Here is a 22,246-nt window from a genome sequence, read left to right as displayed (position 1 = left end):
GACAGAGTGAGACAGTTCATTCTTAATTATTAATTTTTAATTATTGAAATTATGAGCAACAGAATATTATTAGTAGAGGACGATCAGAGTTTCGGAGCGGTGCTTAAAGATTATTTAACGATCAATAATTTTGAAGTTACCCTAGCAACAGACGGAGAGCAGGGGCTTAAAGAATTTACGGAAAATGAATTCGACATCTGCATATTTGACGTAATGATGCCTAAAAAGGACGGATTTTCATTAGCGGAAGATGTGAAAAAAATTGATAAAAATACGCCGATCATTTTCCTTACCGCAAGAAATATGAGAGAAGATATTTTGAAAGGGTATCAGCTGGGAGCTGATGATTACATCACAAAACCTTTTGACACCGAGCTTCTTTTGTATAAGATCAAAGCTATTCTTCAGAGAAGTTCTACATTGGAAAATGAGGAACAGGAACAGTTCAAGATCAGTAATATTTTCTTTGACTCGATGCTGAGACAGCTCAAAGTGGGAGACAAAGAATACAAACTTTCTCCAAAAGAAAATGAATTGCTGAAGCTTCTCTGCATTCACAGAAATGATTTCATGCCCAGAGATCTTGCTTTAAGAAAAATCTGGAAAAAAGAAAATTACTTCACCGCAAGAAGTATGGACGTTTATATTGCTAAGCTTCGTAAATTATTAAAAGATGACGAAGGGTTGGAAATTATCAACGTTCACGGAGAAGGATTTAGACTTTTAGTGAAAAATTAGTTCTAAAATCAGACTATAAATATAAAATTAGCAAAACAATTGAAAATGTTTTGCTAATTTTGTTTCATACCCATGGATATGAAGAATACATTTTTAGGTTTGACAGCGATAGCAGTACTCAGTATTTCCTGTAAAAAGGATGAAAAAGCAACTTATATAAAGGAAGCAGGCTCCATGTCTGAAATAGCATTGAATGCTCCCAAAGTTTCTTTAATGGACCAGGCAGGAATTCAATCTAATCCCAATCCTGCTCCTATTGCCAATGCTCCCGGAATGAATCCTCCCCATGGACAGCCGGGACACCGGTGTGATATCCCGGTAGGACAGCCTTTAAGCAGCTCCCCGGCTCCGGCTTCACAAAACATAACGGTCAATGGGAATAATACCATTCAGATTGACCCCAATTCTGGTTCTCCCGGAAAAATACCTATCGACCATAACGAAAATCAGGTAAAAACGGCTCCCGGAATGAATCCTCCTCACGGACAGCCGGGCCACCGATGTGATATCCCGGTAGGACAGCCGCTGAACAGCAAACCAGCCGCTGCCCCCCAACAGAATATCATACAAACCCCTCCGGCGCCTGCTCCGGCTGAACAAAAGCTGGCTATGGGAGATAAACCCCAAATAAATCCTGCTCATGGTGAGCCTTGGCATAATTGTGCTGTAAAAGTTGGCGATCCTTTACCATAAATTTTGTATTTTTGCAGATATGAAGCTGTTTCACCTACTTGCAATAGTTTTTTGTTTGGGAATTTTTTTAGTTCCCAAAGACAGCTTCTACGCTCAATCGATGCAGGAAACCTGCTGTAAAGCAGCTTCTACAAAAAGCGAGTGCTGCAAGAGTCACTCTTCTCAGAAAGACAGCAAAAGCGATAAAACAAAATCTTGTCATGATGACTGCTGCTCATCATGTATCGCCTGCTATACTTTTATAGAAACTCCGTTTTCAAAAAATTTACGTCTTGAACTGTCTTATTACAAAGCGAATAAGAATCCTCAGTTTCAATATTCAGATCCTTATCTATCAGACCGTTTAAAAGAAATCTGGCAGCCGCCTAAAATAGGTTAATTAATACATTGTCTGTTCATTACATGATGTGATGAACCGTTTTTTAATTAATCTAAACTTTTAAACAAAATGAAATTATATATTTCCAGGTTGATGCTTGGTAGCTTATTCTTATTTACCCAATTTATATCTGCTCAGAATCTTTCAAAAAATCAGTTCAAAGTAAAAGGGAACTGCGAAATGTGCAAAACGAGAATTGAAGGAGCAGCCAAAAAAGCAGGAGCCAAAACAGCAGTATATTCCATTGATCTTCAAACGCTGACGTTAGAAACCGGCCAGAATACTTCGGCGGATGAAATCTTAAAGAAAGTAGCGGAAGCAGGCCATGACAATGAAAAGTTTAAAGCTTCTTCCGAAACGTATGAAGGTCTTCCCGGATGCTGCCATTACGACAGAGATCTGCCGTCTTCCCAAGCAGAGACTCATCATGAGCACCACGCTGGCGCTAATACTGCTAAACAAGATAATGAGTTCTATGTAAGAGGAAACTGTGCTTCATGCAAAGCAAGAATTGAAAAGGCGGCAAAAGGAGCCGGTGCGGATGCTGCGGAATGGAATGCAGAAAAACAGACCGTTATTTTGAATTTTGATCCCGCAAAAACCTCATCAGATAAAATTTTAAAGGCCATTGCTGATGCAGGGCACGACAATGAAAAATACAAAGCGTCTGACGCCGTTTATAATGGTCTTCCGGGATGTTGCCTGTATGACAGGGATTTTGTTTTTGGAGAAGCCAATCCAAAGGTTCATTACGAAGAGGGAATCAAACATGACGATCACAAAGAACATCAGACACAATCAGCAGATGACTCCCACAGCAAAAATGAAAAAAATATTGACGGTGTAGTGGTAACAGGTTCTAAGGCTGCAACAGCTTTAAGTAAGAAAGAAGCAGGACTTGTTTTTAATATTGACAAAAAGGAATTATTGAAAGCAGCGTGCTGTAACCTGTCTGAGAGTTTCGAAACCAATGCTACCGTAGATGTTTCTTTCAGCAATGCCGTTACCGGCACAAAACAGCTTAAAATGCTCGGTCTGGACCAAAAATATACCAGCTTAACGAAGGAGCAGCTGCCTGAAATCAGGGGACTGGCTTCGGCATATGGATTAAATTTCATTCCCGGAAGATGGATTGAAAGCATTCAATTGACAAAAGGAGGAAGTACGGTAACCAACGGATATGAAAGTATTACCGGGCAGATCAATACTGAGCTTTTGAAAAATGCAAAAACGCCTGAAACTTCCCTGAATCTTTTTTCCGATTTCAATGGAAGAGCGGAAGTGAACATTACGAATGTCTCTCCCATCAATGACAAATGGTCACAAACTTTCCTTCTTCACGGCAACGGAACGTTTGGAAATACCGATATGAATGGTGACGGCTTTCTTGACAGGCCAAAGGGAAGTCAGATCAACGCGGCTTACCTTCTTAATTATAATGATTTGGAAAAATCAGGGTTTGGATCCCACTTTGGAATCAACTTCATCAGAGATGAAAGAACTGCCGGACAGGTTGGTTTCGACAAAAAGCTGGCTCAGGACAAACAGTCTGCCTATGGGGTCGGAATCGATATTTCAAGGTTTCAGGTATGGAATAAGACAGGCTATGTTTTTAAAGGAAAACCTTACCAAAGTATCGGCTGGATTAACCAGTATGTTTATCATCAGCAAGACAGCTTTTTCGGCCTTAGAAACTATAACGGACAGCAGCATACTTATTATTCCAATCTGATTTTTGAAAGCATCATAGGAAATACCAACCATAAGTATAAAGCAGGAGCAAGTTTTTTATATGACGGTTATACAGAGACCTATTTAACGAATGATCTGAAAAGGAATGAAATGGTTCCCGGTATTTTTGCGGAATATACTTTAACAGGTTTAAAATATACTTTAGTAGCAGGAACCAGGGTCGACTTCCACAACCTTGCAGGAACTCAGTTTACGCCAAGGCTTAATTTTAAATATGATTTCACGCCTCAGACGATCCTAAGACTTTCTGCAGGAAGAGGTTTCAGAACGGCCAATGTTTTTGCGGAAAGCCAGCAGTATTTTGCATCCAACAGAGCGGTTAATATCTTATCAAACGGAGGTGACATCTATGGCCTGAGACCTGAAATTGCATGGAACTACGGCGCTAGTTTACAACAGGAATTCAAGTTATTCGGAAGAAAATCAAGCATTATTGCCGACTTCTTCAGAACGGATTTCCAGGATCAGGTTTTGGTGGACCTAGACAAATCACCTCAGCAACTTACCTTCTATAACCTGGAAGGAAAATCATTTGCCAACTCTTTCCAGACCCAGTGGGATTTGAGTCCTTTCCAAAATTTTGAGGTAAGACTTGCCTATAAATATTATGATGTACAGGCCGATTATATCGGAGGAAGAAGACAAGTACCTTTTATGGCAAAGCACAGGGGCTTTGTCAACTTAGCCTATGCAACCCATAAAAATAACAACGGTGGATTCTGGAGTTTTGATACCACCTTAAATTGGGTAGGAAAGCAAAGGCTTCCGGATACCTCAAGCAATCCTGCTGAATTTCAGATGCCGGCATACTCTGAGTCTTATGCAGTCCTTAATGCACAGGTTTCAAGAAATTTCAATAAAAAGATCAGAGCTTACGTAGGTGGAGAAAACCTTACTTCGTATTATCAGAAAAATGCGATCGTTGATTTTAAAAATCCTTTCGGAAATTATTTTGATGGCGGTATGGTGTATGCCCCCATTATGAAAGCAAATTTCTATGTGGGTCTTGATGTGACTTTTTAGATAGAAATTGTTACGGTCCTAAAAAAACAGCTCCAATTCTTGGAGCTGTTTTTCTTTTAATACTGATTAAATAGGGGTATATCTTTTTTAGAGATGCCTGTTCCTATTGGCTGTTTGAGAATGTCAGCTTCTGAGGTCCGATCCCTTTTACTATAACTTTTTTCCAATGAGGGGGTAATGCATTTTTTGTTGCTTTTAAAGATCCTTTCTCATCAATATCAACACCGGCAAAACCCATTATTACGGCCTGCAAAACTCCTCCCGCCCCTGTAATGAAGTACGGATTGTCTCCTTCTTCCGTTTCTGCCAACACTCTAAATGGCGGCAAAAGATTGGGTTCATAAGATTCTTTAAACCATTGATAAGCTTCTTTACCCTCTCCCAGCCTGCTGTACAATAATGCAAAAACGGCCTTCGTCATTGCCGGCGTTTTTTTATCCGGTACCCGTTCCTGATAATATCTCAGATCTTTTCTTATCTGATCGTTATCTTTAATAACGCATAGCGGATAAGCCAGCAAATTGACATCTGCCTGTTTAATGTTGTCTCCATTATAAGTGTCATGCTCTTTCGTAACTCCATTTTCCAGTTTTGTAAAAACAAGATTATCCGCTATTTCATCCCAGTTTTTATTGGAAGGGAGGTGAAGAACTTTTGCGGCGGCGTTTGCAAATTGCAAATTCAGCTTTGCTATGGCATTAGTATAAGCATTGTTATCGATATTCTCTGCCCATTCATCTGCTGCCACCACATTTTTAATGTGATATTGGCTTCCTTCTTTTTCTACGCGCGATTGCCAAAATTCAGCCGTTTTGTGCAGAATAGGCCAGCCTTTCTCTTTGAGCCACTGTATATCTTTGGTCAATACATAGTAATACCATGCTGCAAATGCAACATCTCCCGTTATATGATGTTCATATGTTCCTGACAATGCCCAGACAGGAGTTTCTTCTTCGCCGGAAACAGCGCTTTCCCAGGGAAACATGGCTCCTTTGTATCCGTACATCGCCGCGTTTCTTTCAGCTGCTTCTATCCTATTAAAACGGTATTCAACCAGGCCCTTTGCTGTTTCCGGATGGAAAAACAATAAGGGTTTGAACATAAACATTTCGGTATCCCAAAAAACATGGCCGTTGTAGCCGATACTGCTTAACCCTACAGGGGATAATGAATGATCAGATCCTTCTCTGGAAAAAGAATACAGATGATACAGCATGTTGTGAATATCCTGCTGTGCTTGCGGATCTCCTTCTATTTCAATATCGCCTTTCCATAAATCCTGCCATTCTTCTTCATGCTTTTCATATAACTTTACAGGGTTTTGCAAATTTGCATATATACTTAATCTTTCTGCAGTATTGTATGGATCATTACCCTGAGAAGAGGAAACAAGAGAGCCAATTACCGAAAAGGTATATGTTTTTTCTGATGCATTTAATTTCTTAACAAATTTCATAAGGTGTGCATCGCTGTCCCGCATTTCGTGGGAAACTTTTGGCTGGCTATAGTGTTCTTCAGGAAATACAAATGTTGTACTGGCCGCAATTGTAAGTGCTCCTGTTGGGCTTTTTGCCACAGAGGTCAGAAGCGGAATGGTCGCGTGTGGAGGGCTTACCTCATTATAGTTTTGCTGAGACTGTATGAAGCCTTGCGGTGTTTTAATATTGTTTTCAACAACCAATGACAGATCTTTTTTAGGATGAATGCTGACAGTCAGTATTACGTTGTTGGGCAGTTGTCTCAGCGCTGTATATTTATATTCTATGGAAGCAATATCTCCATAGTCAAAAGAGCCTGAAAAAGTAGCGGTCTTAAAATTAATTGCCTGGGTAAAATTGGTGATATTATTCCTATTAATCTGTTGCCAGTTGATGGCTAAATTCAGATCCAACAGATTAAAACTTGACAGAAAATTACTTGTTCTTCCCCGTCCATACTGATCATAAACTCCGGCTAAAATAACACTCCCGATTTTAAGCGGTTCGGGTGATGAGGTCATCCCTATAACGCCGTTAGAAACTGAGACTCCGGTATAATGAGCCGGTGTATGATTGTCAGATTTGATTATCCAGGGATCCTGTGCACAACAAATCCCAAAAATACCTGTCCAAAAAACAGTGAAAACAGCCAATCCTTTTTTCATGATTTTAAAGATTTTATGCTTATTGCGAATCCTCCTCCCGGAGCAACTTTTATTTTCAGTTGAGTGTTGGACTTCACCTGTTGCTTAGAGATTTCATAGTTTTTAGGATTATGATTCCAACTGGCATCTTTTCCGTCTTTATATAGAGTCGCCTCAAACTTTTCTCCTCTGGGCAGAAATGATAAATCCACCGTAGCTTCTCTTGGATTTTCATCGGTAATACTTCCGACAAACCATTCATTTTTATTTTTTGCCTTTCTTGCTATGGTAATATAATCTCCCGGTTCTGCTTCAAGAATATAGGAGGAATCCCAATCAACGGCAACCTCTTTGATGAACTGAAAAGCATCAGGATATTTCCTGTAATTTTCAATCAGATCTGCGGCCATCTGAAGAGGGCTGTACATTGTGATATAAAGAGCCAGTTGCTTGGTAAGTGTTGTACTGAGTTTGGCTTTGTTGTTACCATATGCAGATAAATCTCCTTCAAATATTCCTGGTGTATAATCCATAGGCCCCCCTATCAGCCGGGTAAAAGGTAAAATTGTTGTATGATCCGGTCTGTTTCCGTTAAAGGATTCGAATTCTGTTCCCCGGGCAGATTCCTGGGCAATCCAGTTGGGAAAAGTTCTGTATAATCCTGTTGGCCGTACTGCTTCGTGTGAATTGACCATAATATGATATTGGGCAGCTGTTTCTGCAACATACAGATAATGGTTTACCATCCATTGGCTGTCATGATATTCACTTCTGGGGATAATGGGACCTACGTATCCTGTCTTTACAGCATCATATCCATTATCCTTCATAAACTGAAAGCCATCATGAAGCTGCCGTTCATAGTCAGCAACGGAAGATGTTGTTTCGTGATGCATGATGATCTTTACATTTTTGCTTTTGGCATAGGCCTGAAGTTCTTTTACATTGAAATCCGGATATGCTTTTGTAAAACTGTAAATATGTTCTTTTCTGTAAGCCTGGTTATCTTCCCAGCCTTCATTCCAGCCTTCTACCAAAACGGCATCAAATCCGTTTTCTGCAGCAAAATCAATATATTCTTTTACGTGCTTTGTATTGGCTCCATGTCTGCCATTCGGCTTTAGGGTATTATAATCTGTTTTTCCAATGCTAATGTCCTGATCATCGGAATAGGCCCATGTAGAGCCTCCACCTGTAAAATATTCCCACCAGACTCCAATATATTTGATCGGTTTTATCCAGGATGTATCTTTAATTTTGGTGGGTTCATTAAGATTTACAATAAGATTGGAAGATAAAATTTTTCTCGCATCATCGCTGATTATCATTGTACGCCATGGGCTTACAGAACCTGTTTGAATAAAGCCTCTGTCACCATTTTTATCAGGAGTCAGACTGGAGGATAAAATAAAATTTTTCTCGTCAACAGCAAGTGTCATCGCAGGAAAGTTGACCAAAGCCGCCTCATGAATATTGATATAAATTCTATCCTGCGATTTCAGCATCAGCGGTGTTTGCACAGCAAGAGCAGCACTTGGGGCTTTTGCCGCCAAAGGTTCTTTCCTAACCTCATCAATGAGTTCAGAAATTTCAGACAACTGAGAGGTCGTCACAGGAAATTCATTCGTATCATAATCCGCAGGAATCCAAAAAGCTTTATAATCTTTGCCTAAATTGAAAGCAGTTATTTCATTGTTTATCGTAAAATGCCTCAAATCAGACTGGATTGGAAATTCATATCGAAAACCCAGTCCGTCATCAAAGAGTCTAAACCTTATATCAAGCTTCCAGCCTGTTTTATTTTGTACTAAATGGACCAGCATTTCGTTGTAATGGCTGTTTACTTCTTTGTTCGGACCCCATACCGGGGTCCAATTTTCATTACAAGAAGAGTAGTCAACTGCCACTGCTTTAAATTCAGAGGCATAAGAATAAGCGGGCTTTATCATAAACCCCAGCTTGCTATCTTTTAAAACAGGTTTATCTTTATAATGTACAGAGTAATAAGGAATTCCTTCTCCTTCAATTTTAAAATTTAATTTCAGCTGGCCATTGGGAGATGAAAGGGATTGCCCATGAGTGTTTATCACAGACAGTATCCATATACAAAAGCATACAATATTTTTTTCCATACTATTTAATTTAAAAAAAAGCCTCTGTCCGACATTCTCTAAAGCCGAGAAATGAAGGGCAGAGGCAGATATATCTACTTTGGAATTATCTTCCGAAGTCATCCTGTACTCTCACGATATCATCTTCGTCAGAGGGATTGGATGCATCGGTATGCTGCCAGATCTCCGCCACAATTCCCCAGCCTTCCAAACCGATCAGACGGTGTCTCTCGCCTTGTTGAAGCTTTACCTGATCTTTTGGATGGTATTCTTTCAGCTCACCCTCTTCATCGGTATTACTTCTTTTGATCCCTACCGTACCTTCTACCACCTGCCAGATCTCAGCCCTCCGGTGATGATACTGCCAGCTTAATCTAGCCTCGGGAGCAACAATAAGAATCTTAGGGCTCAACTTACCCCCTATTCTTAATCCTTCAACATCAATTCCATCAAAATATTGGTTCGCAAAATCCTGTGCCTGGTTTTCATCAATTACAAAAAAACCTCCCCATGGCCTTGTATCATCTTTTGCCGCAAGCTTAAAGCCTTGTGTTTCCAGTAGTTTTTCTACTCTATCAAATATTTCTTTCTTTTCTGCACTCATTACAGTCGTATTTCTAGGTTAAAAAAATTATTACGTACGATTATTCTTTTGACATTGAATAGGGAAAATCTTTTTCCTGTGAGCCTCTTTCCCTATTAGGTTTACTGTCCATTTTAAAATCCAGAACAGCCCCTTTCACCAGCTCCTGATGGCTTATCCAATTCTTGGAATAAGGCTGATGATTTACATTCAATGATTTTACATACAGGTTGTCGGCATTGTTTTCCGGAGCCTTGATTTCAATTTTCTTTCCGTTTTCAAGATGGATGGTTGCCTCCTTAAATAATGGTGCTCCCAACACATACTGATCTGTGGCCGGCGTCACGGGATAAAACCCTAATGCCGAGAAAATATACCATGCAGAAGTCTGCCCGTTATCTTCATCACCACAATAACCGTCCGGTGTTGCATGATAAAGCTTATTCATTACCTGTCTCACCCAGTACTGTGTTTTATACGGCGAGCCAGCATAATTGTATAAATAGATCATGTGCTGGATAGGCTGGTTCCCATGGGCATACTGTCCCATATTCATGATCTGCATTTCTCTGATCTCATGGATCACCCCTCCATAATAGCTGTCATCAAAAACCGGAGGCAATGAGAAAACTTCATCCAGTTTAGCTTCGAACTTCTTTCTGCCTCCCATCAGGTCTGACAGACCATTAATATCCTGAAAAACAGACCACGTATAGTGCCAGCTATTTCCTTCCGTAAAAGCATCTCCCCATTTGAAAGGATTGAAAGGTTTCTGGAAATTACCATCCTTATTTTTACCGCGCATCAAGCCGGTTTCCTTATCAAACAGATTCTTATAATTGTATGCTCTTTTTCTATAAATATCAATTTCTGAAGCAGGTTTCCCGAGTGCCTTTCCCAACTGATAAATAGAAAAATCATCGTAAGCATATTCCAGCGTTCTGGCCGCATTTTCATTGATCTTTACATCGTAAGGGACATAGCCTAGCGTATTGTAATATTGAACGCCTTTGCGCCCAACGGCGTCTATCGGACCTTCGTTATTAGCGCCGTGTTTTACGGCCTGCCAAAGGGTTTCTATGTCATATCCCCGAAGCCCTTTTATATAAGCATCTGCTACTACGGAAGCAGAATTGTTCCCAATCATAATATCGGAATATCCGGGGCTGCTCCATTCCGGCAGAAAACCACCTTCTTTATAGGCATTAGCCAATCCTTCCTGCATTTCTACATTGATACCTGGATATACCAGGTTAAGGAAAGGATATAATGCACGGAACGTATCCCAGAAGCCTGTTCCTGCAAACATTCTTCCGTCTGCCACTTTGCCGTTATAGGGACTCCAGTGTTTTATTGTATTCTGAGCATCAATTTCATATAATTTTTGTGGAAAAAACAAGGTTCTGTACAAAGAGGAATAAAAGGTTCTCATCTGCGGGTCAGTACCGCCTTTTACCTCTATTTTTCCTAAAGTTCTGTTCCAGATATTTTTCGCCTCCGATTTTACCTGTTCGAAATTCTTATTGCCCACTTCTCTTTTCAGGTTCAGCTCTGCCTGCTCAAAACTTATAAATGAAGAAGCAACTTTTGCGTAGACCGCTTCCTTATTTTTCAGTTTAAAACCAACCACTGCTCCCGTATGATCGCTTGTGATTTCCAGCTGATCCTTTAAAAGCTTATCATCTTTCCATGTTCTCGTCAGTTCAAAATCTTGATCAAACTGAATCACAAAATAGTTTTTAAAGTTTTCATATTTCCCGGTGGAATACCGGGTCGTATAGCCCAGAATTTTTCTTTCTTTGGGAAGGATTTTAATATAAGAGCCTTTATTCAGGGCATCGATCACAACATAAGCACTATCCGTTTTAGGAAAATCAAATTTAAAAACTGAAGCTCTTTCCGTAGGGGTAAATTCTGTTGTTACGTTGATATCTGCAAGGTATACGCTGTAGAAATAAGGGGTAGATACCTCCGCTTTATGGCTGAACCAGCTCGCCCGGTCTTCTTCTTTAAATTTAAGCCTGCCTACTCCCGGCATGATAGAGAAGGCGCCGTAATCGTTCATCCAGGGAGAAGGCTGATGGGTCTGTTTAAAACCCCTGATCTTATCTGCATCATAAGTATAAGCCCATCCGTCCCCCATTTTCCCCGTCTGCGGAGTCCAGATATTCATTCCCCAGGGAAGTCCGACAGCAGGATAAGTATTCCCGTTGGATAAAGAAGGTTTAGATTGGGTTCCCATCAACGGATTCACATAATCCACAGGGGATATATTCTGACCGAAAGCCCAAGCCTGTAATAAAAGAAATAAGGTAGAAAATAGAGACTTCATCGTATCGTTTTGTTAATTATTTAAGCTTTTTTAAAGCATAACTGGCGGCTCCCAAGATGGCTGCATCTTCAAAAATAGCAGAGATTCTGACAGGCAAGTTAATATTATTCTTTGTTAAATTCTGAATAAATCTTTTTTCAAAATAGGGATAAGCTTTTGCAATATTTCCTCCTATGACTAAAACTTCAGGTTCATAATTTTTGACATACTTCACTACAAACCCAGAAAAGGAATCTGCATATTCATCGAATATCCTGGTTTGAATTTCGACAGGTTTATCCAGCAGTTCTTTGGTTCCTGAAATCTGTTCTCCGGTCAGTTCCGCATAATAATTGACAAACCACCGCGTGGCCAGATAGTCTTCACAAATAGAATCTTTAAAAGGTGAATCCCATAAATCTTCATCGGTTGCATATTCTCCGTTGTAAAAGGTCGTTCCCAATCCTGTACCCAGGGTTACTCCAAAAATATTTTTGAATCCCTTTACACAACCTCCAAACACTTCCCCTTCCATAAATGCCGCCGCATCATTCACAAAATGAATCTGATCCTGAGAAACAGATAGTCTTTTTGCCAGTTCTTCTTTAATATTGACCTGATAGAGATCAATGAACTTTCCCTGCTGCATGAGGGATACTCCGTTTTCGTAATCAAAAGGTCCGGGCATCGCAATCCCGATTAAAAGATTATCTTTTACCAGATCGTGGGTCACTTTATTAATGGCTGAAACCCATTCGGAGAAAATAACTTCTTTGTCATCAAAAGCATTGACATGTTCTCTTACATATGTTGAAGAAATGATCTCACGCTTTTCAGGATCTACCTGAGCTAACGTGATATGTGACCCTCCAATATCGATTCCTACTATATTCTGCATTATTTTTTATTTTAAATTCAAGCAATTCTTTTTGACTGAAAAAACAGACAAACAGGAATATACTGCCTGTCTGTCTGCTTTACATCTCAGGCCTTATCTTATTTTTCAGATAACAGCCTTAGTATCTGTATTTTACTTTACGATTATTTTACCGGATGCTACTACTTTATTATCTGCGGATATAATGTTGTAAATATAAGTACCGCTGATGAAATCCTGTGTATTCACTACGTTATTATTTTGATTAAGCTTCTGTTTTTTATATAATTTTCCTGAGGCATCGTACAATGACACTTCGCTGGCAGAGCGGTCACCGATTGTAAAATGAATATCATTTCCTCTTTTCACAGGGTTTGGATAAATCCTGCTCTCTTTTACAGATTCAGCATCTTTCACAGACAGAGACGAAGTACAGGGTACATCTGTTTTCCAGTTGGTATCTGTCATATTCACAAGGGTTGCAAAGTGCGTGTTTGAAGTGGCATCTAAGGCCCCAACACCACTGCCTTCATCCATTTTCCAGTTTGCTTCCAGCCCTGCTGATCCTGCAGCAACATTACATTTATTATCCAGGATCTCCTGCGCAGTCAATGCTTTTTTCCAGACTCTGAATTCATCCAGAGAACCATTCAGTGCACGGGAATTATCATAATTTCTTGCCAGGTAAAGAATGCCGTTTGCTGTAAAACTGCCTGTCACAGATACACTTGCATCAAGGGTTCCATTGATATAGATCTTCATAGATGCTCCGTCATACGTTGCAGCCAGATGATACCATGTCTTTGTATTAAGCGAAGAAGCACTGTTCAGTTTTACCTGTGACGATCCGAAGCTCAGTATAAACTGAAGTCTGTTATTCGCCAGATTTCCGTCACCGAATCTAAGCATAGCCGAGTTGTTATCTCCTACTTCAATACCAAGCACTGATGAAATATAAGGGAAAGCGGTTTTAAATGAATTTACTTTTACCCAGCCTTCAAATGTCAAAGCATTTCCGCTCAGGTCAAACGGTCCTGCATTAAGGTAGTTCGTGCTTCCGTTGAAAGCAAGTGATCTTGGACCGGGGCTTGTAACCGGAGTAAAGCCACTGTTAAATGCTCCCTCTCCCGAATAGGTACTTGTGGTTCCCCCATTACATGCTGACTGTACTTTCCATACATAGTTTGTATTGGGAGTCAGATTTTGCAGGGAATAAGTATTGGCTGTAATGTTCTGAATTTCAGACCATGTTGCAGCAGCTGTTGTCTTATACTGCAATGTATAGGAAGTTGCATTTCCCGCATCCCATGTCAGTTGGGTTGTATTTCCCAGGTAATTTCCTGATTTCAGGCCGGAAGGTGTTGCACATCCGTTTCCGGAATTAAATCTGGGTGCAAAAAGGTATGTACTTGTTAATGTAGGAGAGCAGTTGGACTGTATTCTCCAGTCGTAATCCGTATTCAGGGTAAGGTTATTGATCGTCACATTGTTTCCTGAATAATTGCTTGCCCCATTGATCCAAACCGTTGAAAGGGCAGGTTTATAATCAATATTGTATGATTGGGAGCTGTTGGAGGTCCAGTTCAGCTTAGCAGAAGTCCCCGTCACATGAGTGACTTCCAGCCCCAGCGGCGGATCACAGGTTTGTCCCTGGGCCCATGAATAAAGCTGTCCGGTTAACTGTGTATTTTCGTTATAAAGGATATTTGATCCTGTACTTAAATAACCCGCCATGTTCGTTCCCGGCAGGTCATACCACATAAATACTCCATAGCCGTCATTTTTTGAATTGGTAGCCAATGTTGAAAGTGTAGAAGTGGATGTATTATTGATCCAGGTTGCAGCAGCAGAAAGCTTAGTATTATCAAGAGGCGGAACATTCGGGGCACTGTATGTACCATAGTAAGCATTCCAGCTGTAATTGATATAGTTTCCTGCCTGGTCTCCATTGTAGCTTTGTCTTGAAGTTGCCGGCCCCAGATAATAGAATGTGATCAATTTATCAGGCATTGCTGCTTTAAGTTCCTGCAATAGCATGACAAAAGAGCTGCTATTTGGTTGTCCTGTTCCGTTATTTCCATAATCAGCATATTCATCGTCCAGGTCTACCCCATCCAAGCCGTAAGTATAAACGGTATTGGCAATCTGTAAAGCAAAGTCTTTCGCCGCTTCTCTGTTAGGGAAGTTAGAAATCCCTGCTCCCTGATGGTTTCCCAAAAGATCCAGTAACACCTTGATCCCCTTTTGCTGTAAAGGTTTCACATAGGTATTCACATCGTTCAGTACTTTGGTAACATTGTTATTGTTTGAAATGTAGGCTCTGCTTTTGGAAACATCATAATTGATATTGGCAGCGAAAATAATGGCCACATCAAAAAGCTGTCTGTTGGTATTCTGCAACGTATAGGAACCTGTATTCAATAGGTTATTGTTATTCACTTCTACATAGCAGACTCCCAGTGGATTAAGCTGTTGTGCTTTAAGCAATGGGGCAGTCTGAAGCATCAGTGTCATCAAAGGGATTAAAAAATATTTATTTTTCATTCTATATTTATTTTTAATAATAAAATTATTGGGCCGCAGCCCAATAATCTGCTTTATTATTTTACAATTAATTTCTCTGTTTGTTTCAGGCTTCCATCCTGAGATTCAAACTGAACGATATAGTTCCCTACTGAAAGTGCAGACAAATCATAATGGAAATCTCCTGCATTCATTGTTTTGGTATCTATTATTCTTCCGTTAAAATCATAAACCGTTAATTTTCCTCTGCTGTATTTATCGGGAACAGAAACTGTAAGTGATGAAGATTTGCTTACCGGATTCGGATATAATTTTATTTGATTCTTTATGCCTATCCGTCCCGCACTTACTGCCTGTTGGCTTCCTGCAGTTCTTGCTAATAGTGAACTGCCTGTTGCACATGGTACATCTGTTCCCCAATTGGAAGCATCAACACCCGTTAATGTTAAAATCACTCCATTCCCGGAGGTATCCTGAACTGTAGAACCGCTTCCGTCGTTAAATTTCCAGTAAGCTGCAAGAGAAGAGGCAGGAACGGATACATTACACATATTCTGGCTGATTTCCGTCTGGCTCAATGCACGTTTCCAAACTCTTACCTCATCTATTTTACCATTGAAGTTTCTGGAAGTATTGTATAAATAGCCTACATTGAACGCTCCGGTCGAATTCACGCTTCCTGTCTGTGCTTTGCTCGCATCCAGAACACCGTTAATGTAAAGTTTCATAGCAGCCCCATCATAGGTTGCAGCAACATGATACCAGGTATTGGCATTTAAAGCCGTTGCAGAAGCCAGTTTTTGCTGTACATTATTAATACTTACTACAAACTGAATCTTATTATTAGCCAGGTTAGCATCTCCTAATCGTAAGAATGCAGAATTGCTGTCGCTTACCTCCGTTCCCATGATTGATGAAATATAGGGGGATGCGGATTTGAAAGATGATGGTTTGATCCAGCCTTCAAACGATAATGCTGAACCGCTTAGATTCATATTTCCGGCAGCTCCCGATTCGCTGCTTCCATCCAGAGAAAGAGCGTAAGAGCCTGTAGGCGCTGTACCTGAACCTGTGTTAAATCTTGGGGCAAACATATAAGCACTTTTCACACTGCAGTTTGTTCTGATTCTCCAGTCGTAATCTGTACTGGCTGTTAATCCGGAAACAGTTACAGAAGTAGCACTAAGTGCTGATGCTACATTCGTCCATGTTGTAGAGGAAGCAGGTTTATAATCAATATCATAGGTGTTTGTTCCTACTGCAGACCAGTTCAGTTTTGCACTTGTCCCTGTAAGGTTGCTTGTGTATAGTCCGATAGGAGCATCACAGTTTACCCCTTGCGTCCATGATTGTAAAGTTTCGCTTAGAACCGTTGGCTGTCCATATAATGTCTGAGTTCCTGCTGAAAGCTGGGCGGTCTCATTGGTTCCATGAAGATCATACCAAAGAAACAATCCGTACCCTCCGTTCTTGGTTTGGGTAGCAAGGCTGGTTGTTGTAGAATTAGAAGTATTTCCCATCCAAACCGCTGCAGGAGAAATCTGTGCTTTGGTAAGTGGCGGAACATTTGGAGCGGAGAATGTTCCGTACATCGCATTCCAGCTGTAGTTGATATAATCTCCTACCCTGTATCCGTTCCAGGAAAGCCTTGAAGCGGCATCTCCGTAATAATAGAATGAAATGATTTTATCCGGCAGCAGGGCTCTTAATTCTTGTATCAGCATCACAAAAGAACTGTCATTGGGCTGTCCTGTCCCATTTTTCCCATATTCAGAATATTCATCATCAAAATCAATCCCGTCTAAACCGTAAGTGTTTACAGTGTGAGCAAGCTGCAATGCAAAATCTTTTGCTGCCTCGCGGGTTGGAAAGTTACATATTCCTGCTCCCTGGTGATTTCCCAGAATGGTTAATACCACTTTCATCCCTTTTTGCTGAAGCGGTTTGATGTAGGTATCGGCATTAGTAAGTATTTTGGTAACATTGTTATTACTATACAGATAGGGTCTGCCTCGGCCGGTATCGTAATTAATGTTAGCAGCAAAAATATTCACCACATTGAACAGGTAATTATTCGAAGTCTGCAATTTGTACGCGCCTGCATTCAGGATATTGTTGTTATTGACTTCCACATAGCATATTCCTACGGGATTAAGCTGCTGTGCGTTAAACAGAGAACCTGACTGAAAAATAAGTGCAATCAGCGTAATAAAGATGGATTTTTTTTTCATTGTACTATTTTTTGGTGTTGTTTTGGTGTTGAAATTTTATACAGCCTTCCCCGGGTATCATTCTTTTTAAAGAAAAATACCTCAAATAAAGGGCAATATAAAATGGTGGTCTATGTCAGCAGATCCGGATTTTCATTAAAGGTTTTCCATAATAATTCTCCAAATAAAGTATTCGCCCAGGCAAACCATTCTCTGGTGAACTTTTTGTCGTTGTCTTTATGGAAGGATTCATGCATAAAGCCTGTCCCGCCGTGCGTTTTCTGTAAGGTATCTATACACCATCTGATCTCACTTTTGTCTTTTGTAGTGAGTGCTTTCATAATGATACTCATCGGCCAGATCATATCAAGTCCGATATGCGGACCTCCTATGCCTTCTGCCAGTTTACCTTTGAAAAAGAACGGGTTATTTTCTGACCACACAAATTTTCTTGTATTCAGATAAACAGGATCATCCGCTTTTACCGCATCCAGATAAGGCAGTCCTAACAGACTTGGGCAGTTCGCATCATCCATCAGGTTATAACTTCCGAAGCCATTTACTTCAAAAGCATATATTTTTCCAAATTCCGGATGATTGTAAATTCCGTATTTTTTAATGGCTGCATCTACCTCATCAGCAAGGCTGTTCAGCTGTTGGGCCAATATTTTTTCATTTTTAATCTGGGAAACCATTTCCGCAGCCTGGCGCAGACTTACTACCGCAAATAAATTGGAAGGGATCAGAAATCCATAGATCGTAGCATCATCACTTGGACGGAACATAGAACTGATAAGCCCAACCGGTTTCGTCGGATAGCCATATCCGCCCATAGGAACTCCATCCGTCGCCCAAGCCGTCGTACGTTCAAATTTGTAAGGACCAAGATCATGTTTCCTCTGCTGTTCTGTAAAGGTCTGCAGGGTAAGTTTAATTCCCTTCAGCCAATTGGCATCGAAAGGTTTGGTATCTCCTGTTGTTTTCCAGAAATGATATGCCAGGCGGATAGGATAACACAGAGAGTCTATTTCCCATTTTCTTTCATGGGTTCCCGGTTTCATATCGGTATGGTCATATTCTTTCCACTTGCTTATCTTTTGGTCATCATTATAGAATGCATTCGCATAAGGATCTTTAAGAATGAATGTTGTCTGCTTATGAATCACCCCTGAAATAAGCTTGTGAAGCTTTTCATCTTTTTTCGAGAACTGCAGGTAAGGGAAAACCTGGGCAGAACTATCGCGAAGCCACATGGCATCAATATCCCCTGTAATCACATAGGTATCCGGAATTCCGTTGGCTTCACTGTAAAAAACAGTCGTATCTAATGTATTGGGAAAACAGTTTTCAAAAAGCCAGCTCAATTCTTTATTTTTAACTTTCTTTTGGAAAGCAGCAATGGCACTTTCTACCGATTCACTGGTAAAATGTCTTTTATTTTAGGAACCCGGACCACGGGAAAATCCTCTGTAACCAGGTTTTTTGCAAAAACATTTTGAGTAAACAGCAATCCGGCTCCTGCCAGTGCACTTGTTTTAATAAAATTTCTCCTTTCCATTGATACTTTGTTTCGTTTATTTTGTATTAGTCTTATTTTACAGGTTTATTTCCCATTACAAATCTCAGCTCTCCACCGTTCATAATATCACTGTGATTCAATTCCCAGCTTTTGTATTCCTTTCCGTTCAGGAACATTTTCTGTACATATATATTCTTATCGGATATTTTGTCTGCAATTACGGTGAAGGTTTTCCCATTCTCCAGTTTCAAGGAAGCCTTTGGAAACTGAGGTGCACCAATTGCATAAACAGGTTTACCGGGAGTCACGGGATAGAATCCCAGTGAAGAGAAAATATACCATGCCGACATTTGCCCGCAGTCTTCATTATTAACGATTCCATCCGGTTTTGCAGCATACATATTATCACGGATATATTTTACCATTTTCTGCGTCTTGTAGGGGCTTCCTGCATAATTGTACAGATACGGAACATGATGCCCGGGCTCATCCCCAAATCCTAAAGAGCCAATGAATCCTGAGATATCAACATGCTGTTCTCCCTGCATATTAAGAGCTTCGGTAAAAGTTTTGTCCAGCTTTTCTTCAAATCCTTTTTTCCCGCCGTACAGGTTCATCATTTCATCAATCTGATGCGGAACAAAAAAATCATAAGCCCAGATATTTCCGGAAACCCAGTGCGGCTGTAATTTTTTCCAGTCATTCAATGCAAAATCCGGTAAGAATTTCCCGTCTTTCTGTCTTGGCCAGAAGTGATTGTTTTCTTTGTTAAAGGTATTAAGGAAGTTCATGGAACGTTTCTTATATACCTCAGCTTCTTCTTTTTTACCCAGTTTTTCTGCCAGCTGCTGAATACACCAGTCATCATAGGCATATTCCAGGGTAGCGGAAACAGAAGCTCCGTTTTCTGAGGGGTTATATCCGAATTTGATATATTCATTAAGGCCCCCGCCACCATCACTGCTGCTCATTTTATCCGTTAAAGAAGCATCTTTCATTGCCGCAAAAGCTTTCTCCTGATCTATACCCGGTACTCCTTTAGAAATAGCATCCCAGATGACAGATACACTGTGATAACCCAGCATACAGAAATTGTCATACCCGCACAGTTCCCATATCGGCATATGATCTTTACGGTCTGTATATCTGCTGATCAGGGAATTGGCAAATTCTTTGGTATGTTTCTGATCCATAATGGTAAGCAACGGATGGGTAGCTCTGAATCCATCCCAGTAAGAATAAGTACTGTAGTTGGTAAACCACTTGGTATTCATATTCTCCTGAGCCGCCACATAGTCTCCGTTCGTATCCATATAAAGATTGGGAGCAATAAATGTATGATAAACCCCGGTATAGAAAATTTTTCTCTGGCTATCCGTACCTCCGGTCACCTGAAATCTGCCGATAAGATCTCTCCACGTTTTTTGTGCAGTTTCTTTAGCTTTTGCAAAATCTACATTGCCGGCCTCGGCATCAAAATTCCCCTGTGCATTTTCAATACTTACAGGAGATAAAGAAACTTTTACCTCAATGCTTTCATTATTTTCTGTTGAGAATCTTACAAAAGCTTTTGCATCTTTTGCCAAAGCTATTTTTTCATTATTTTTTATTTTTCCTTCGGCATATACTCCATAGGATTTAAACGGTTTCGAGAACTCCATCACAAAATAAGCGAAGCGTTTACCGCCCCAGCCGTTACTGTAGCAGTATCCTTTTATTTTGTTATTGCCTTCTACGCTGACCAGTGTATGATAAATATCTCCAAAGATCTTATTGGTAGGGTCTATGATGATATTGGCCTCATCACTTTTCGGAAACGTATATTTATGAAATCCTACTCTTGGAGAAGCGGTAAGCTCGGCCTTGATTCCATAACTGTCAAGCATCACGGAATAATATCCCGGGGCTGCAGTTTCTTTTTCATGACTGAATTTTGAGCGGTACCCTGTTTCCGGCTTTTCTTCTGACCCTGGAAGCATCTTTACCTGGCCCACCGTAGGCATCACCAGAATATCTCCAAGATCTGCCCATCCGGTTCCGCTAAGGTGATTATGGCTGAACCCCATGATCGTCTTACTGCTGTAATGGTATCCTGAGCACCAGTCCCAATCTCCGCTTTTGGTATTCTGATCCGGACTTAGCTGGATCATCCCGAAGGGTGTGGTAGCCCCCGGAAATGTATGGCCATGCCCTCCGGTTCCAATAAACGGATCTACCCAGGACAAAATATCATCCTTATGCTGTTGAGCATTAGCCGTAGAAAGCAGGGCCGAAAAAAAATAAATAAACAATTCTTTTTTCATGATGAGAGATATCGTGTTTTTATTAGGTTAAAAGATGGTTTAAAAATATGAAAACCATAACAAAGATCCCAATAAGTAGAGAAATTAAACTGGCCAACATCTTTTTAAACTTTTTACATCATTTAGATTGAATTCTTTTTCATGAAATCAATAATTTCTGAAATATATCCAAACGCAATGGCAACTACCGTATCAGCAGCGCCATAATATACAGTTACTTTATCTCCTTCTGTCAGTGCTGCACAAGGGAAAACCACATTGGGAACATCTCCTGTAAGCTCATACAGCTCTGCCGGAGCCAGCAGATAAGGCTTGGTTCTGTACAATACTTTGGAAGGATCTTCAAGGTCAAGCAATGCTGCTCCCATAGAATACCGGAACCCTCTGCATGTATTGATCACCCCATGGTAGAAAAGAAGCCATCCTTCTTGTGTTTTTATAGGGACAGGGCCGCCACCGATCTTTGTACACTGCCATGCACTGTCTTCAAAAGGTGTTACTTTCATCACACAACGGTGCTCTCCCCAATATTTCATATCAGGACTATAGCTGATATAAATATCTCCGAAAGGCGTATGTCCGTTATCACTTGGACGGCTCAACATCGCATACTTACCATTGATCTTTTCAGGAAAGAGAACTCCGTTTCTGTTGAATGGCAGAAATGCATTTTCACACTGGAAGAATTCTTTAAAATCAAAGGTATAACCAATCCCGATGGTAGGCCCGTTATACCCGTTACACCATGTAATCCAATAGCGGTCTTCTATAAAGGTAACGCGGGGATCGTATTTGTAATCAGATTCTATCATCTCGGTATTTCCTGCCTTCATTTCTATAGGGTCATGATTGATATCCCAATTGATCCCATCCTTACTGAAGCCCGCAAAAATATTCATCTGTACCGCTTTGTTATCACAACGGAATACCCCTGCAAAGCCATCCTCAAAAGGAATTACGGCGCTATTGAATATACTGTTGGACGTTGGTATGGCATATCTGTTAATGATCGGGTTTTCGGAAAACCTCCACATGATATCGCTGCAACTTTCCGGGCGATCCTGCCAAGGGATCATTACTGATTGAGCTGTCATAAAGTATT

General features: G+C 40.4%; 13 protein-coding genes and 1 pseudogene. 4 read left to right on the top strand and 10 right to left on the bottom strand.

Annotation, left to right across the window (positions count from 1 at the left end):
• The first annotated feature begins 51 nt into the window (after positions 1-51).
• The 4 genes from MUW56_RS11580 (at position 52) to MUW56_RS11565 (ending at position 4,585) form a co-directional block, all read left to right on the top strand.
• The gene (locus tag MUW56_RS11580; protein WP_002982671.1) at positions 52-738 is read left to right on the top strand and encodes a response regulator transcription factor; all 687 of its coding nucleotides are present in this window, start codon (positions 52-54) and stop codon (positions 736-738) included.
• Between the two features lie 78 nt (positions 739-816).
• A complete protein-coding gene (locus MUW56_RS11575) occupies positions 817-1,431 on the top strand; it encodes a hypothetical protein (protein ID WP_292013342.1) in 615 nt (204 codons plus the stop codon).
• 55 nt (positions 1,432-1,486) lie between these two features.
• Complete coding sequence (locus MUW56_RS11570) at positions 1,487-1,810, top strand: hypothetical protein (RefSeq protein WP_292013341.1); 324 nt, start codon at positions 1,487-1,489, stop codon at positions 1,808-1,810.
• A 69-nt stretch (positions 1,811-1,879) separates the two neighbouring features.
• Positions 1,880-4,585: a TonB-dependent receptor gene (locus MUW56_RS11565; protein ID WP_292013340.1), complete on the top strand. Its 2,706-nt coding sequence runs from the start codon at positions 1,880-1,882 to the stop codon at positions 4,583-4,585.
• 103 nt (positions 4,586-4,688) lie between these two features.
• Here the strand turns inward: MUW56_RS11565 and MUW56_RS11560 are convergent, their stop codons facing one another.
• The 10 genes and pseudogenes from MUW56_RS11560 to MUW56_RS11515 all read right to left on the bottom strand — a co-directional run bounded on the left by MUW56_RS11560 (position 4,689) and on the right by MUW56_RS11515 (position 22,238).
• Complete coding sequence (locus tag MUW56_RS11560) at positions 4,689-6,728, bottom strand: glycoside hydrolase family 65 protein (protein WP_292013339.1); 2,040 nt, start codon at positions 6,726-6,728, stop codon at positions 4,689-4,691.
• A complete protein-coding gene (locus MUW56_RS11555) occupies positions 6,725-8,839 on the bottom strand; it encodes a glycoside hydrolase family 97 protein (RefSeq protein ID WP_292013338.1) in 2,115 nt (704 codons plus the stop codon). The genes MUW56_RS11560 and MUW56_RS11555 overlap by 4 nt, the downstream gene beginning before the upstream one ends.
• Positions 8,840-8,924: 85 nt before the next feature.
• Positions 8,925-9,422, bottom strand: a complete 498-nt coding sequence (locus tag MUW56_RS11550) for a phosphoheptose isomerase (protein WP_292013337.1) — start codon at positions 9,420-9,422, stop codon at positions 8,925-8,927.
• Between the two features lie 40 nt (positions 9,423-9,462).
• Entirely contained in the window at positions 9,463-11,733 is a 2,271-nt protein-coding gene (locus MUW56_RS11545; protein ID WP_292013336.1) for a GH92 family glycosyl hydrolase, read from the bottom strand.
• Between the two features lie 16 nt (positions 11,734-11,749).
• Positions 11,750-12,610, bottom strand: coding sequence for an ROK family protein (locus MUW56_RS11540; protein ID WP_292013335.1), 861 nt, complete (start codon positions 12,608-12,610; stop codon positions 11,750-11,752).
• Positions 12,611-12,742: 132 nt separating this feature from the next.
• A complete protein-coding gene (locus tag MUW56_RS11535; RefSeq protein ID WP_292013334.1) occupies positions 12,743-15,133 on the bottom strand; it encodes an endo-beta-N-acetylglucosaminidase H in 2,391 nt (796 codons plus the stop codon).
• A gap of 56 nt (positions 15,134-15,189) precedes the next feature.
• Complete coding sequence (locus MUW56_RS11530) at positions 15,190-17,343, bottom strand: endo-beta-N-acetylglucosaminidase H (RefSeq protein ID WP_292013333.1); 2,154 nt, start codon at positions 17,341-17,343, stop codon at positions 15,190-15,192.
• Between the two features lie 110 nt (positions 17,344-17,453).
• Positions 17,454-18,880, bottom strand: a pseudogene (locus MUW56_RS11525) (glycoside hydrolase family 125 protein).
• Positions 18,881-18,912: 32 nt separating this feature from the next.
• A complete protein-coding gene (locus MUW56_RS11520) occupies positions 18,913-21,144 on the bottom strand; it encodes a GH92 family glycosyl hydrolase (protein WP_292013332.1) in 2,232 nt (743 codons plus the stop codon).
• A 122-nt stretch (positions 21,145-21,266) separates the two neighbouring features.
• The gene (locus MUW56_RS11515) at positions 21,267-22,238 is read right to left on the bottom strand and encodes a glycoside hydrolase family 130 protein (RefSeq protein WP_292013331.1); all 972 of its coding nucleotides are present in this window, start codon (positions 22,236-22,238) and stop codon (positions 21,267-21,269) included.
• Positions 22,239-22,246 lie beyond the last annotated feature (8 nt).

The organism is Chryseobacterium sp. (genome assembly GCF_022869225.1).
GTDB lineage: Bacteria > Bacteroidota > Bacteroidia > Flavobacteriales > Weeksellaceae > Chryseobacterium.
The sequence above is the reverse complement of the archived record's forward strand: the minus strand, read 5'-3'. Positions and strand labels throughout refer to the sequence as shown.